Origin of the sequence: Chryseobacterium arachidis, from assembly GCF_900129245.1 — a bacterium.
GTDB classification, from domain to species: Bacteria; Bacteroidota; Bacteroidia; order Flavobacteriales; family Weeksellaceae; genus Chryseobacterium; species Chryseobacterium arachidis.
The window spans coordinates 1-15,813 of sequence record NZ_FQUT01000008.1 but is presented as its reverse complement, the minus strand read 5'-3'; the positions used below and the strand labels follow the sequence as shown (position 1 = coordinate 15,813).

Annotated in this window: 16 protein-coding genes; 9 read left to right on the top strand and 7 right to left on the bottom strand. The window is 34.3% G+C overall.

The features are described 5' to 3' along the window. Window positions 1–8 precede the first annotated feature (8 nt). The 3 genes from BUA89_RS14190 to BUA89_RS14180 form a co-directional block, all read right to left on the bottom strand. Complete coding sequence (locus BUA89_RS14190; protein ID WP_072959218.1) at window positions 9–710, bottom strand: T9SS type A sorting domain-containing protein; 702 nt, start codon at window positions 708–710, stop codon at window positions 9–11. A 136-nt stretch (window positions 711–846) separates the two neighbouring features. After that, window positions 847–1,176, bottom strand: coding sequence for a DMT family transporter (locus BUA89_RS14185; RefSeq protein WP_072959215.1), 330 nt, complete (start codon window positions 1,174–1,176; stop codon window positions 847–849). A gap of 339 nt (window positions 1,177–1,515) precedes the next feature. Next, window positions 1,516–2,079, bottom strand: coding sequence for a Crp/Fnr family transcriptional regulator (locus BUA89_RS14180; protein WP_072959212.1), 564 nt, complete (start codon window positions 2,077–2,079; stop codon window positions 1,516–1,518). 342 nt (window positions 2,080–2,421) lie between these two features. Between BUA89_RS14180 and BUA89_RS14175 the strand changes: the two genes are divergently transcribed. The 7 genes from BUA89_RS14175 (at window position 2,422) to BUA89_RS14145 (ending at window position 9,735) form a co-directional block, all read left to right on the top strand. After that, window positions 2,422–3,420: a LacI family DNA-binding transcriptional regulator gene (locus tag BUA89_RS14175; protein ID WP_072959209.1), complete on the top strand. Its 999-nt coding sequence runs from the start codon at window positions 2,422–2,424 to the stop codon at window positions 3,418–3,420. Window positions 3,421–3,443: 23 nt separating this feature from the next. After that, complete coding sequence (locus tag BUA89_RS14170) at window positions 3,444–4,346, top strand: carbohydrate kinase family protein (RefSeq protein WP_228420562.1); 903 nt, start codon at window positions 3,444–3,446, stop codon at window positions 4,344–4,346. 110 nt (window positions 4,347–4,456) lie between these two features. Further along, on the top strand, window positions 4,457–5,332 hold the full coding sequence (gene era / locus BUA89_RS14165; protein WP_072959202.1) for a GTPase Era: 876 nt from the start codon (window positions 4,457–4,459) through the stop codon (window positions 5,330–5,332). A 68-nt stretch (window positions 5,333–5,400) separates the two neighbouring features. Further along, window positions 5,401–5,829: a DoxX family protein gene (locus BUA89_RS14160; protein ID WP_072959199.1), complete on the top strand. Its 429-nt coding sequence runs from the start codon at window positions 5,401–5,403 to the stop codon at window positions 5,827–5,829. Between the two features lie 230 nt (window positions 5,830–6,059). After that, on the top strand, window positions 6,060–8,462 hold the full coding sequence (locus tag BUA89_RS14155) for an alpha/beta hydrolase family protein (RefSeq protein ID WP_072959194.1): 2,403 nt from the start codon (window positions 6,060–6,062) through the stop codon (window positions 8,460–8,462). Between the two features lie 68 nt (window positions 8,463–8,530). After that, a complete protein-coding gene (locus BUA89_RS14150; protein ID WP_072959191.1) occupies window positions 8,531–8,968 on the top strand; it encodes a hypothetical protein in 438 nt (145 codons plus the stop codon). Between the two features lie 38 nt (window positions 8,969–9,006). Beyond that, window positions 9,007–9,735, top strand: coding sequence for a hypothetical protein (locus BUA89_RS14145; RefSeq protein WP_072959188.1), 729 nt, complete (start codon window positions 9,007–9,009; stop codon window positions 9,733–9,735). A gap of 42 nt (window positions 9,736–9,777) precedes the next feature. Here BUA89_RS14145 and BUA89_RS14140 read toward each other — a convergent pair whose 3' ends face one another. After that, complete coding sequence (locus tag BUA89_RS14140; RefSeq protein WP_072959185.1) at window positions 9,778–10,464, bottom strand: HAD family hydrolase; 687 nt, start codon at window positions 10,462–10,464, stop codon at window positions 9,778–9,780. An 89-nt stretch (window positions 10,465–10,553) separates the two neighbouring features. Here BUA89_RS14140 and BUA89_RS14135 point away from each other — a divergent pair, with 89 nt between their 5' ends. Continuing rightward, window positions 10,554–11,138, top strand: coding sequence for a Crp/Fnr family transcriptional regulator (locus BUA89_RS14135; RefSeq protein ID WP_072959182.1), 585 nt, complete (start codon window positions 10,554–10,556; stop codon window positions 11,136–11,138). A 56-nt stretch (window positions 11,139–11,194) separates the two neighbouring features. Next, complete coding sequence (locus BUA89_RS14130; RefSeq protein ID WP_083531686.1) at window positions 11,195–11,698, top strand: GNAT family N-acetyltransferase; 504 nt, start codon at window positions 11,195–11,197, stop codon at window positions 11,696–11,698. A gap of 370 nt (window positions 11,699–12,068) precedes the next feature. Here BUA89_RS14130 and BUA89_RS14125 read toward each other — a convergent pair whose 3' ends face one another. From BUA89_RS14125 to BUA89_RS14115, 3 genes are all read right to left on the bottom strand, one after another. After that, window positions 12,069–13,430: an MATE family efflux transporter gene (locus BUA89_RS14125; protein WP_072959179.1), complete on the bottom strand. Its 1,362-nt coding sequence runs from the start codon at window positions 13,428–13,430 to the stop codon at window positions 12,069–12,071. Between the two features lie 94 nt (window positions 13,431–13,524). Then, on the bottom strand, window positions 13,525–14,709 hold the full coding sequence (locus tag BUA89_RS14120; RefSeq protein WP_072959176.1) for a sigma-54-dependent transcriptional regulator: 1,185 nt from the start codon (window positions 14,707–14,709) through the stop codon (window positions 13,525–13,527). A 56-nt stretch (window positions 14,710–14,765) separates the two neighbouring features. After that, window positions 14,766–15,425: a YggS family pyridoxal phosphate-dependent enzyme gene (locus BUA89_RS14115; RefSeq protein WP_072959172.1), complete on the bottom strand. Its 660-nt coding sequence runs from the start codon at window positions 15,423–15,425 to the stop codon at window positions 14,766–14,768. Between the last annotated feature and the right edge of the window lie 388 nt (window positions 15,426–15,813).

Below are 15,813 nucleotides of genomic sequence, written 5' to 3'. Positions count from 1 at the left end.
TAAAATAATTATTCTTTAATGAATTTCTGAGACTGTTGTCCTTGTATCATTAAGATATATTGTCCCTTAGAAAAATTTTTGGTATCGATTTTTATTTTTTTGTCAGCCGTTTTTCCTTCATAAACCACTTGTCCAAGCATATTGAAAACCTTCACTGTAAGATCATTTTCAACGTTTTCGATTATTAAACTTTCTTTTACTGGATTTTGGAAAGTAATTGATGTTTTAAAACGATTTTCTTTTGTCGCTAAAAACATATTGTTATAATAAACTTTATTTCCGTTATTAGAATCTGTAATAATCAATGTTTTTCCGGAACCATTGGGAATAACCTGATAATTAAAGACACTTCCATTAGCAGGATATCCATAAAAATCGCAGTTTTTTTGATCATATCCTTGTACAGCTGCCGTATTGCTTCCGCCATATTGTCCCAATGTACATCCAGAGCTATTCTTTATAAATGAATTATCCAGAGTAGAGAATGTAAACGACATTACGGCGACATTAAAATATTTTGAGCTAAAACCAGAATTACCGGATCCGGCAATAAATGTAGAAGGCTGAAGCGACTGATCCATTGTTGGGGTAACAATTGTCTGTCCTCCGATAATCATTTGTGAGATGTACCAGTTTGTATTGAATAATTCAGAAGTATTTTGAGCAAATAAAAGACTACTTGTAAATAATAAAAGTAAAGTTTTTTTCATGGTTAATAATTTTATCGAAAGATAATGATTTATATTTTCTCACGAAATACAAAGCCGCCTTCAAACTATGAAAACGGCTTCGTTATAAAGCATTTAACAAGATTATTTCTAAGATTAATTTATCTTTAATTTTGATTTAGTGAGAAGAAACTGCCTTTAATCCAATGACAGAGCCGATTAGAGTTACAATAAAGAAAACTCTCCAGAAACTTACAGGATCTTTAAAGAAGAAAATTCCCGTTAAAACAGTTCCTACTGCGCCGATTCCTGTCCATACGGCATACGCTGTCCCGATCGGTAAAGTTTGGGTCGCTTTGATCAGCAGAAGCATGCTTACCGTTAAGGAAATCAAAAAGCCGGCAAACCAAAAATACATGGCCGTTCCGCTTGTTTCTTTTACTTTTCCCAGGCACGATGCAAAGGCAACCTCAAATAATCCCGCAATAATTAAGATAATCCAATTCATTTTTTTGATTTTCTGTGGCAAAGGTCAGGATTTAAATAAGATTAAAATTTTACAATTGTTAAAAAATGAAAATAATTTCCACCTAATTCCCAATCTCTTAGAGCCTGTTTAAATTTTTTTAGCTCTTTCTTAATTTTTCTAAATTAAATAAACGTTGTTTATTCTTTTTCTTAACATTAAGCAATACAGTTGATTAAGATATTTTTTGGTTAAGAAATCAATAAATTGTTTTTTATTAAGTTTTTTAAGCTAAATACTCTTAATTTCTTAATGTTAAAAGTAAATCCTAAATTTAAACAGACTCTAAACTTTCTCAAACCCTCCAACTCATTAACTCTCTCACTTAATCTCCGCCCGGATTCTGCTCAGGCTCACCTGTGTAATTCCCAGATAAGATGCAATGTGTCCCAGCTGAACACGTTTAAGAAGATCAGGTTTATCTCTCGTAAGATCTTTATATCGCTCCAAAGAGGTTTTGAACTGCCTTGAAATAATCAGTTCTTCTGTTTTCATCAGCTCTCTTTCTGCAAACTTTCGCCCCCAGTTGGCGATATGGACATCTTCTTCGAATAGCTTTCTGAGGCACTGCGTTTCAAGTTTATACAGTTCACAATCTTCGAGAAGTTCTATATTTTCGTAACCGGGCTGATCTTCCACATAGCTTTTCATTGAAACTATGGGTTCACTTTCTTTCCCAAACCAGAAAGTAATATCTTTCTCATCTTTTGAAGCGTAAGCCCGTACAATTCCTTTTTTGATGAAGTAAACATAAGGGACAACTTTATCAGCCTGCATCAGACAATAGTTTTTGGGATGTGATACTTCGGTAATATTTTGCGTTAAATTTATTTTTGAAGTTTCAGGAAGAATATATATTGTATCAAGAATTGCATCAATTTCCATATCAGGATATCTAAATTTGTCTAAATTATAAGTTTTAACAACATAAAGTAAAAAATATTTCGGTAGGACAATGAATTATTTCTTATTTAAACCGATTTTAAAGAGTAAAACGTTTAACCGAATCCTGACTTAGATACAGCTTAATTGTTAATATTAAATTCATATTTGAAAGAATAAAAATTTATTTAATATTTTAAACTGTTTTAAATCAATTATTTATATGATTTTGTGTTCTTGAATTTAAAAATCCGCGAAGCTACAATTATTTTTAATACAGCCAAAATTTAGGACTATTGTTTTTTATTTCTTTTATGAAATATTTTTGCATTAAAGTCAAAGAATATGAAAAGAGCTTCTATAAAAGACATTGCAAGAATAGCAGAAGTATCGGTGGCGACGGTTTCTTATGTCCTCAACAAGAAAGAAGGAAGCCGCATCAGTGAGGCTACCAAAAAGAGAATTCTGGAAGTCGCCAAAAGCATTAATTATACACCAAATAAGATTGCTAAAAGCCTGAAAATGAATAAAAGCAAGCTGATAGGTTTAATTGTAGCCGATATTTCCAATGACTTTTACTCTAATATTGCAAGAAGTATCGAAGATGAAGCAATGAAGCTGGGATACACGCTTTTAATTGGAAGTTGCGACGAAAATCCGGAAAAATTCAAAAAACTGACCGAATTATTTTCCGAACAGCAGGTAGACGGGATGATTATCGCCCCGGTTGTAGATTCTGATGAAGCGATTATTAAATTAATCAATGAAGAATATCCCATCGTAACCATCGACAGATACCTGAAAAATGTAAGTCTGCCGGGCGTGATGATCAATAATTTTGAAATTTCAGAATATATCTGTGATCATTTGGTTAAAAAGAATTTCGACGAAATTATTTATGTGGGTTACGATACAGAGCTGCCGCATTTGTTGGACAGACAGCACGGTTTTGACAAGAGAATTACAGAATCTGATGTTTTATCCAAAAAAATTTTAATAGGGATTCATAATATTACGGAAGAAGTTCATACCAAACTGAAAGAGAATCTTGATCTTTCGAAAAAAACAGCCATTTATTTTTCAAGCAACAAATTAGGAATAGCAGGATTAAGATATTTAATTGATCATAATATACAGGTTCCACAGCAGATTTCATTAGTCGCTTTTGATGAAACGGAAGCGTATTACCTTTTCCCTACCGAGGTAACATTCGTACAGCAGCCCTTGGTAGACATGGCAAAAGAATCGGTGAAACTATTGGATGACCAGATTACGAACTATACAAATAACGGAAAAAGAGTGACTTTCAATGCAAAATTTATGGAAAGAAGTTCGGTAATTTAATAAATTGAAATGCTAGCAGATTTATGATGATAGAAAAACAACCTTATATCGTATGTTTTGGTGAAGTTCTTTGGGATATTTTTCCTGAAGGTTCAAGAGCAGGAGGTGCGCCCTTCAATGTAGCTTACAATGTCTATAAAATGGGTATTGATGTGAAAATGTTAAGCAAAATCGGAACTGATGAGTTAGGAAAAAAATTAACCGATCAGATTAAAAACTGGGGAATAACCACAGAATATATTCAAGTTGACGAAAATTATCCTACAAGTACCGTAATTGGCAAAATTGATGAACATAATGAGGCAACTTATGAAATTATAAACGATGTTGCATGGGATCACATAGAATTTCTGTCTGAAGATAAAGATTTGGTTTCCAATGCTGAAGCTTTTGTTTTTGGAAGCCTGTCTGCACGGAATAAAAAGACAAAAGAAACATTGCTCCAGTTGCTGGATCTGGCAAAGCTGAAGATTTTTGATGTCAATTTCCGGCCACCGTTCATTGATTTCGGATTAATTAAAATACTTTTACAAAAGGCTGATATCGTTAAAATGAATAAAGCTGAAATGCAGCAAATCCTTGATTTTATGGGTGAAGAATACTCAAGTGAAGAAGAAAGCGTTGCGTTTATTCAGAAAAATTTTAATATCAATGAAATTGTTTTAACCAAAGGAAATGAAGGAGCACGATATTTTGTCGGAGATCAGAATTTCAGTTTTTCTGCCGTTCCGATAACAGTTGCAGATACAGTGGGAAGCGGGGATGCTTTTCTTGCCGGTTTTATTTCGAAAAGAATTAAAGATGATAATCCCGGAGAAATTATAAAACAGGGAATTGCCTTGGGTGCATTCATTACTTCAAAACCTGGCGCCTGTCCGGATTACACTTCTCAGGAATTTGAACAATTTAAAGGACTTTATTTTTAAATATAGAACAAAGCTTTTCTTCAGGAAAGGCTTTTTTGTTGGTAAAAGTTCCCAATTAATTCCAAAGACCGATTTTGTTTACTAACTTTGCAAATCCTAATATAATTTTTATGCACAAAGCAGGATTTGTAAATATAGTTGGAAAGCCGAATGCCGGAAAATCTACCTTGTTGAATCAACTGATGGGGGAGAAACTGGCAATTGTTACCCAAAAGGCCCAGACAACACGCCACAGAATTTTTGGAATTTATAATGAAGATGATTTACAGATCGTATTTTCAGACACTCCGGGAGTGCTGGATCCGAAGTACGGTTTGCAGGAAAAAATGATGGATTTTGTGAAGGATTCTTTGCAGGATGCTGATGTTTTCCTGTTCATTGTAGACGTTACGGATAAAGCAGAACCTTCAGAATTTTTAATTGATAAGCTGAATAAAATTCCTGTTCCGGTTTTACTTTTATTGAATAAAGTAGACCAGACCAACCAGGAAGGTCTTGAAAAATTGGTAGAAACCTGGCACGAAAGAATTCCAAAGGCTGAAATTTTGCCGATTTCTGCTTTAAATGCTTTCAATACGGATGTTATTCTACCTAAGCTGAAGTCTATGCTTCCTGAAAATCCACCTTACTACGACAAAGATCAATATACGGATAAGCCGGAAAGATTCTTTGTAAATGAGGCAATTCGTGAGAAAATCTTATTGAATTATGAAAAGGAAATTCCGTATTCGGTAGAAGTTGTGACAGAACAGTTCAAAGAAAAAGAAGGAATTATTTTTATAGATTCTATTATTTATGTTGAAAGAGATACCCAAAAAGGGATCATTATCGGGCATAAAGGAGAGGCAATTAAAAAAGTAGGAACAGAATCGAGAATTGATCTTGAAAAATTCTTCAACAAAAAAATTCACCTGAATCTTTTCGTAAAAGTGAAAAAAGATTGGAGAAAAAATGACAGAGATTTGAAAAATTTCGGGTACCGATAGACTAAAAAGTCTTTATTAGCCGTTGTATTAAAAGATTTTTGTTATCTTTAAATTTAAATCCTCATTTAATGAACTATTCAGGCTCAACAAATTCTAATTCGGTTTTAAAAGATACTACATTATTGGTAGTGAGAGTATTTATCGGTTTTGCCATGCTTTCACACGGATTTCCTAAACTTCAGATGCTGTTGGACGGGAAGACCGACTTCTTTAATTTTTTAGGATTGGGGCCGCAGATATCTTTAGGATTAACTGTTTTCGCAGAGTTTGTATGTTCAATTCTTCTTATTTTAGGGCTGTTTTCAAGAGTTGCTTTAGGTTTCCTGATCTTCACGATGATCATAGCAGGCTTTGTGGTTCATGGGACAGATCCTTTTGAAAAGCAAGAAATGAGCTTGATTTATCTTTCGGTTTATCTAATGTTAATGGTTTTCGGTGTCGGAAAAATTTCTGTAGATTATATGATCGAAAAGAGAAAAAGAGCCAACGATTGGTAATTATTCTTAAATATAAATAAAGAGTGGTAAAATGTACCGCTCTTTATTTTTTTTGACCCGTCCGTTCAGAGTAAATAAATATCAAGATTCTTCATGTTTGAGCCAACTTTTCCATATATTTTAATTGAATTGAAATAGAGATAAATATTTAATTAAATCACTTTAATGCGTATTAATTAAAGTTTAAAATATTCTTTTATTTTCCTTAATTTCGTGAAAATTGAAATATTATGAAGATAAAACTAACGATATGCCTTCTTGCGTTTCTTAATTTTTACGAAGCTCAGGAAAGTATAACTTACCAGAAACCGTCTGCCGAAATTTTAAAATTGGCTGATTATGAAAGACCTCCAAGCGTTTTAATGAACAGTAAAAAGGACTGGATCGTTTTCACTTACCGCCCGACGTATAAAACGTTGGAAGATCTCAGCCAGCAGGAAATGAAGTTGGGAGGGTTGAGAATCAATCCTGTAACGAATATTTCAAGTTCTGTAACGTATATTAATAATCTAAAGGTCAGGAAATTAAATGACAAAACAGAAGTTCAGGTTAAAAATTTACCATCAAACCCAAAAATTACCTATACTTCATTTTCCCCGGATGAGAAGAAATTAGCTTTTACCAATACAACCAATAAAGGAGTAGAGCTTTGGATTGTTGATCTGGAAACGGCAACAGCAAAGAAAATTACCAACGACAATCTGAATGCCAACTTAGGAAGTCCATATGTTTGGAATAAAGATTCTCAAAATTTATTGATCAAAACGCTTCCGCAAAACAGAGAGGCTTTAATTGATTCGAGTAAAGATCTTCCGACAGGCCCGATTGTTTCTACAGCAGACGGAAAAGTTTCACAAAACAGAACGTATCAAGACTTACTGAAAAATCCTCAGGATGAAAAGAATTTTGAGATTCTTACCGCATCCGAAATTTATAATGTTGATTTGAACGGAGGTTTGAAAAAAATGAAGGATCAGGATTTATATTACGGCTTAAGCTTTTCTCCGGACGGCAATTACCTAATGGCGACAACCATTAAAAAGCCTTTCTCATACATCGTGCCTTTAGGCAGATTCCCGATGACAACAACAGTTTACGATAATAATGGAAACGTTGTAAAAGTGGTGAATGAAACCCCGCTTAATGAAATTATGCCAAAAGGTTTCTCTTCCGTAAGAACCGGAAAAAGAGATATGGGCTGGAGAAGCGACCTTCCCGCAACTTTGGTGTATGCGGAAGCTTTGGATGGTGGAGATCAGTCGAAAACTGCAGATTACAGAGATGAGATTTTCACTTGGGAAGCACCTTTTAACAATGCGCCAAAGTCTTTCTTTAAAACAAAACAAAGATATGAAGATGTAAGCTGGACCAACGATCATTATGCAATCGTTTCCGAAGGCTGGTATGATACAAGGAACACAAAATCTTTCTTGGTTGATCTTAATAATGGTGAATCGAAAGTAATCGACGATAGAAATTATCAGGATGTTTACAGTGATCCGGGGAATTTTAATACCACAAAAAATCAATACGGAAGATATGTGGTGGATATGAAAGGAGGAAAGTCATACCTTATCGGAGCAGGTTTTACCAAAGACGGACAGCATCCCTTCATCGACGAAATGGATATGAAAACGTTGAAGAAAAAAAGATTGTACACTTCAAATCTTAAAAATTCAAAAGAAGAAATTATTGATATTCTGAATCCTTCAAAGGGTGAAGTTTTAACAATTGAACAATCTTCAAGTCAATATCCGAATTATTTTAAAAAGAATATAAAATCAAATAAGGCTGAAGCCGTAACTAATTTCGCCAATCCTTTTGAAAGTATCAAGGATGTTTACAAAGAAGTGATTACTTACAAAAGAAATGACGGAGTTACTTTGACCGGAACACTTTATCTTCCCGCAACCTACGACAGAAAGGCAAAAACGGAAAAACTTCCTTTGCTAATTTGGGCGTATCCGACAGAATATAAGGACAAAAATACTGCAGGACAAAATACACAAAATCCGAACGATTTTACATTCCCATATTACGGATCTTTCGTGTATTGGACGACAAAAGGATATGCGGTTTTGGATGATGCCTCATTCCCGATCATTGGAGAAGGAAAAACCGAACCGAATGATACTTTTATTCCGCAATTGGTTGCTAACGGAAGAGCAGCCATTGATGCGGTAGATAAATTAGGCTACATCGACAGAACAAAAGTGGCTGTGGGAGGACATTCTTACGGCGCTTTTATGACAGCAAACCTTTTGACACATTCTAAAGATTATGCTTGCGGAATTGCGAGAAGTGGAGCGTACAACAGAACTTTAACGCCTTTTGGGTTCCAAAGCGAACAAAGGAATTATTGGGATATTCCGGAAATTTACAACGCAATGTCTCCATTTATGAATGCTGATAAAATGAAGACTCCTTTGCTATTGATTCATGGTGATGCGGATAACAACCCAGGAACTTTCACCTTGCAGACAGAAAGATATTTTCAGGCTTTGAAAAACCTTGGAGCACCCGTAAAAATGGTTCTTTTACCTAAAGAGGCACACGGATATGCCGCAAAAGAAAATATCTTGCATTTACTTTGGGAACAGGATCAGTTCTTGGAGAAATGTTTGAAGAAATAATAAATTCATAGTAAACTCGTTCAGTTTTGGACGAGTTTTTTGTTTTTATTTGTATTAAAATCGAAAATATGCCAATTGTAAGACGGCCAGAACAAGATAGACAAACACTTCAAGAATTTTATAAAGAATTTATTCCTAAACCTGAAGATACATTTTCAGATATAGGAACTCCGATGTTGAAGGTATTGGAATTTTTAAATATAAGCTTTATGAATACTAAGATTTATGGATTGACTTCACATGCTCATCTACTTTTGTTTAACCATGATAAAAGTAATGAACATTATGTTGTAATTGTTGGATATCAATCGGAAAATTATAATGAATTTGCTGTTGAATATGTAATTCCTAAAGACACAGCTCCATGGGGAAATGCTGTTGTGAGAGGAGAAACCAGACAATTTGAAGATTTCAAAAAGATGATTATTATTTCTATGGTAGAATCGGGTGGCTGGAAAGATAACTTGGAACTGGGAAATTTATATAAAGAAATAAAAGAGCTCTAAAAAATCACTAAAAAACTAAATACACAATAATAATAACCATGAAACAAACGAAAATATTAATTCTTTTAACATGTATTCCGATTTTATATTTTGGACAGTTGTCTCCGAAAGTAAATAAACTGTATCAACAATTATCTCAGTCAAAAAGGGCTGAAAGTAAAAATATAAGTATAGATGGACATGAAAGCGATTTGTATAAAGTTGGCGAAAACATGGGAGACGCAGCTAGCAATAAGGAATTGGAATATATTGCTTACAATGGACATCACGTCCCTAAATATTATGCTATGATTAATCTATTTAGACAAAAATCAAAATCTTTAGAAAAATTATTCAGACATTATCGAAAAAGTAATGATTCTGTATCGATTTTGAAAGGATGTGTAGGTGGGTTTTCACGTTTAGATGAGGAAATGTATTTGAATATTTTCTTTGAAAAGCAAGTTATAAAACAGACGGAATGGAAAAAAAAATGGAAAGACAGTATGATCATTAATAATAAGCAAAACACCGCAGAATACTTAGGAACAGAAAATTTACTTAATACAAAAACAAATTGGACTCAAAAAGAAATTGATTCTTTAATCAATAAATTAGATATCATTATTTTAGACGATCATGAATCTTCAAAACGTTTGGTTGAAATGGTAGCTGAACTGAATTTTTATACAGAGACAAAACGCCCTTATTTCCAGAAACTCATTTATTTTAATGAAAAATATAGTTCAGAAATAATCAAAAAATATATTGAATTTTGTTCAAAATAAATTGTTTTAAAAAAATCTCGTTCAGTTTTGAACGAGATTTTTTTATAAGTAATTCAAAACTTCTTTAATACTTTTAAACTCTAAAAAACGTTCATCCTCCAAATTCAAATCATGCTGTTCATGCGCCCAAGTCACATGATAAGGAATATGTACTGCAGATCCTCCGATTTCTAATACAGGCAAAATATCTGATTTAATTGAATTTCCAAGCATTAAAAAATTCTCCGGTTTACAATCCAAATGCTTTAAGAGTTTTAAATAATCGCTTTCTTTTTTGTCGCTCATGATTTCGATATGATGAAAATAATTCTGCAGTCCGGATTTTTTAAGTTTACGTTCCTGATCGAGCAAATCACCTTTTGTAGCAACAATTAACCTGTATTTTCCTTTTAAATTTTCCAGTGTTTCTTCAACTCCTTCTAACAATTCGAGCGGTTTTTGAAGAAGTTCATGCCCAATTTCGATCGTTTTATTGATTAATTCCAATGATGCCGTATTATTTGAAACCCTGCAAACGGTTTCCACCATACAAAGCATGAAACCTTTTACGCCATATCCGTACAAACTGAGATTCTGCATTTCGGTTTTAAATAATTCCTGGGAAACATTATGTTGAGGAAGATAGTCTTCCAGCAAAGTACAAAATTCTTTTTCAGCCTTCTGAAAATAAGGTTCGTTAATCCAAAGTGTATCATCTGCATCAAAAGCAATGGTAGTAATAGAATTCATATTGTATTCATTTTAGATTTTGTAATTTTCTGCCGACAAAATTCAGTATAATAAATAAACCAGAAAAGGACATTTGTCCCCAACGAGATATGTTACGTACAAACCAGACATTTTTAGATTATTTGGAAGAGCTTTACAGCAAAAAAGATCATAAAGGAAATATTGTATTGAAATCTTTCGATAAAGGTGATAAAATATTGACGCAGAATGAAATATCAACGAAGATAATGCTCGTGAAAAACGGAATTACCAAATGTTATTTCGTGGAAGAAAACGACAAAGAATATATTGTTGAATTTTTAGGAAAAGGCGAAATTGTCGGTGAAATTGAGGTCATTAAAAATGTTCCCTGTCTTTGCAGCATTGAAGCGATTACGGAAGTTACAGCATATTCCATGACGATTCCTTATTTTCAGTCATTAATTAAAAATGATTTGGGCTTAAATAATCTTTTGCTTGATGTCTTTGCAGAACGTATCGTTAATACTTCGAGCAGAGCATCTTACCAACAGCTTCATACGACAGAACATACTTTATCCCAGCTTCTTGACCTGAAATCCAAAGAAATGGAAATTTCAAAAGAAGATATGGCTGCCTATCTTGGAATTACGGTGAGAAGTCTCAACCGTGCTCTGAAAGAACTGGAAGAAAAAGAAAAAAATAACGAAGAATAATTCCTGTCCTACAGTAGAAATCTTCCTGTATCTTTGCAGAAATATGCTGTCATACAATGGAAGAAATAAAATTCAGGAATGCAAACCTGGAGGACTTACCAAAAATCGTTGAAATCTACAATTCCACCATCCCTTCAAGAATGGTAACTGCCGATACAGAGCCTGTTTCCGTAGAAAGCAGATTGCAATGGTTTAAAGAGCATAATGCTGAAACACGACCACTTTGGATAATCGAGGATCAGAAAAATAAAACGATGGGTTGGGTAAGTTTTTCTTCATTTTATGGCAGACCTGCATACAACGGAACCGTGGAAATGAGCATCTACATGGATGAAAGCTGCCGTGGAAAAGGATTGGGCAAGAAAGTTCTTCAATACTGCATTGACAACGCCGGAAAATTCGGAGTGAAAACATTGTTGGGTTTCATCTTTTTACACAACGAACCGAGCCTGAAATTATTCAGGCATTTTGGTTTTGAAGATTGGGGTGTTTTCCGTGATGTTGCGGTTTTGGATGGTGTGGAAAGAACTTTGGTGATTTTGGGAAAAAGGGTAGGATAGTTTGTCATTGCGAGGAGCGAAGCGACGAAGTAATCTCAGAAGAATATTTATTTTAAGGAGCTATTTCCCGCTTTCACTACTCGCTTTTTCGGGTTTAGGCGGCGGCTAAAAGCCGCCGCCTAAACCCGAAAAGAGCTCAAACATGCCGTTCAATCGGGGCTAGAATTTGTAGGTATTACAATAGTAAAGTATGATTTCACGCTTTGTCATTCCGTAGGAATCTAGACAAAATAATTTTTCATAATAATTTAAAAATGAACTGAAATTCATACGGAAAATACATTAACTATATTATGAAAGCAATAAGCTGTTAAAAAGGTTTGGAAATTTAAAACAAGCAAAAAAGCGATCCCAAAAGCCGCTTTCAATATTATAAATTCTGTTTAATTCTCTTTGCAGACATATTCAAAAATCGTTTCACGAGCATCACGGCGGAAACCGTTAATCCCAAACCTAATGCGATCCACATTCCGAAAGCGCCCATTTTCAGGACGAAACAAAGCAAATATCCCAAAGGAATTGTAATGATCCAATACGCAATGAAAGTATAGATGGAAGGAATTTTCACATCCTGCAAACCTCTTAACATTCCTAAGGCTGTTACCTGGATTCCGTCGGAAAGCTGGAACAAAGCAGCAATAATCAAGAGTTTTGAAGCTAAGGTAATTACCTCAATTTCTTCTTTTTTTGTAAAGAATGTCGGAAGAATATTTCGTCCCAAAATGAAAATAATCCCGCAGATCGTCATGAAAATAAACGCAATTTTCAGATTATTGATCCCGATCTTTCTTAGCTCAACAAAATTCTGTTCTCCTAATTTTCGGCCGATCATCACCGTTGAGGCCACACTGAAACCAATGCAGAGATTAAAGGTAAATGAAGCCATACTCAATGCGATCTGGTGAGAAGCAATATCATGAGCAGAAATTAATCCGCAAATAAATGCCGCACCTGCAAAAGCCGTTACTTCAAAAAACATCTGCAAAGCGGTCGGAAAGCCTAATCGGATCATTTTTTCAAACATTTCTTTGGTGAAAATCTGGATCTTTAATGAAAAATCCTTGATATACTGTTGGGTTTTCTTCTCATTCAAAAGAACGAAATAAAGAAATACCACCATAAAAATTCTGGCAATCAGACTGGCTAATGCAGAACCTTTCACTCCCATTTCAGGGAAAATCCAGAGACCTTTAATGAAAACATAGTTTAAAACAATATTAATTACGTTGGCGATAATGGTTGCTTTAGTAACTCCAATCGTGTAAGATAACCCTTCAGAAACCTCTCTTAAAGTCTGAAACGCCATGAACGGAACAATACTGATGGCCATAATCGTTAAAAAGTCAACGGTATCCGGAATAATTTTTTCTGGCTGACCCGATTTGTAGAGTAGTGGCATTCCCAAAAGCAAAATACCCATTAATAAAATACCCACCGTTATATTAATAACAAATCCATGACTGAAAACTGAATTGATCGTTTTGTGATCATTTTGTGAATGTGCTTCAGAAACCAATGGAGGAATGGCAAAAGAAAATCCTAATGCCAACACAAACATGGAGAAAAATACTGCATTTCCTAATGAAACAGAAGCCAGTGCATCCGCCCCCAAAAGGTTTCCTACAATAATATTGTCGAAAAGATTTACCGAAACCTGTCCAACCTGCGTCAACATGACCGGAAGAGCCAGAGTCAGGCATTCTTTCGTGTAATTTTTATTTAAAAAGTTCATAATAGTTTATCGTTCATATATAGTTCTAATACAAAAAAAATTGCAGTAACAAATGATACTGCAATTTTTATAATTTATAATGAGTAATGTTACATTACTTCCTTACAAAACTTGCAACGTCTTCAGCAGAAACTGTGTTTCCTCCTAAAATAATCAGCCTTTCTACAACGTTTCTCAATTCTCTGATATTCCCTGTCCATGAAAGTGCTTTTAACGCATCAACAGCTTTATCATCGAATTTTTTTACGGCAGTACCGTGTTCATCGGCGATCATTCCAGAGAAATGTTCTACCAATAATTTGATATCTTCTTTTCTTTCATCCAACGGCGGTACATAGATCTCGATCACAGAAAGTCTGTGGTAAAGGTCTTCTCTGAATCTTCCGGCTTCAATTTCCTTCTGCATATTTTTGTTGGTTGCTGCAAGAACTCTTACATCAACTTTTATCTCCTTATCGCTTCCTACAGGAGAAACTTTGCTTTCCTGAAGTGCTCTCAAAACTTTAGCCTGAGCAATTAAGCTCATATCTCCGATTTCATCGAGGAAAATAGTACCTCCGTTTGCCTGTTCGAATTTTCCTTGCTTATCCTTGATTGCACCTGTAAAAGAACCTTTTACGTGTCCAAATAATTCAGACTCAATCAATTCTGAAGGAATTGCGGCACAGTTTACTTCCACCATCGGACCTCTTGCTCTGTCACTTTGATTATGAATGGCATGAGCAACCAGTTCTTTTCCTGCACCGTTTGGTCCTGTAATCAAAACCCTTGCATCAGAAGCAGCAACTTTCTCGATCATATCCTGGATCTTCTGCAAACCAGCGGATTCACCGATCATTTGATACTTTTTGTTAACTTTCTTCTTTAATGTTTTATTTTCAGTTTGAAGATTTTTGTTTTCTTTCTTCAAAGTTTCTTTGGCTAACGCATTTTTTACGCTGGTAATCAATCTGTTGATGTCGATAGGCTTAGAAATGAAATCATAAGCGCCATCTCTCAGACAGGAAACCGCAGAATCAATGTCCGCGTGTCCTGAGATCATGATAAAAGTGGAATCGGGCTTTAAGGCTAAACTTTGTTTTAAAAGTTCAGTTCCGGAAAGCTTAGGCATTTTGATATCAGAAATCACCAGTGCGAAATCTTCTTTTTCTACCTGTTTATAACCTTCCAACCCGTCTTCGGCGATTACAAATTCATAGTCAGTTAGTTCGTCAGAAAGAATACTGTGAAGTACCCCTGAGATTGCTTTTTCGTCTTCTACAATAAGGATTTTTTGCATAGTTGCAAATTTAGATTTTTTTGATTGAATTATTAGCAAAAACTATACCTAAAACATTATTTCGAATAATCCCTTCTTCCGAAAATTGCCGATCCTACTCTTACGGAATTAGCGCCACAATCAATGGCTATCGGGAAATCGTCACTCATTCCCATTGATAATGTTTTTAACGGTTTTTGTTGATTTAATTCGTCAAAAAGACTTTTTAGGTTTAAAAATTCCTCTTTTATTTGAGATTCGTCTTCGGTAAATGTTGCCATCCCCATTAAACCTGTGATCTCAATATTTTGATATTCTCCGTTGATATATTTTTGGAACAGATCTTTTGCTTCTTCAATTTCCAATCCGAACTTGCTTTCCTCTTCAGCGATTTTTACCTGAAGCAGAACTTTAATTATCCTATTATGTTTTCCTGCTTCTTTATTGATTTCCAACAATAGTTTGTCAGAATCTACACTTTGGATCGTGTCCACAAATTCAGCAATATATTTTACTTTATTCGTCTGAAGATGCCCGATCAAATGCCACTGGATATCTTTAGGAAGGAGAGGATATTTCTCCATCAGTTCCTGAACTTTATTTTCGCCAAAAACTCTCTGTCCAAGATCATGAACTTCCTGAATAGCCGAAACGGGATGCGTTTTTGAAACAGCTACCAATTGCACATGTTCCGGAAGCTGATTTTTTATATGGTTATAATTTTCCTGAATATTCATAAAGGCAAATTTCTGAATTTTAAAAGCAAAAAACGAATGAAATTGAATTTAGTTATAAGTCTGTTTAAACTAATTTTAAATTTAACCACAAAAGGCACAAAAGATATTCTTCCAGCTATTATTAGATAATAAAAGCTCTCAAAAGAATAAAAATCAAAGATTTTTTTTAAACTTATGTGTTCTTTTTATGTCAATTTAATGATAAACTTTAAACATATTATCTAAATCTTTTGTGTCTTTTGTGGTTAAATAAAAAGTTTAAACAAGTTTTATATATAAATTCCCACAGATCGCCTTTAGATTTGCCAAAGGATTTAGCATTAACTTAGATAATAATTATAATTCTGAAGAACCAGAGAAAATAAAGTGAACTAAACAGATTGCCAGA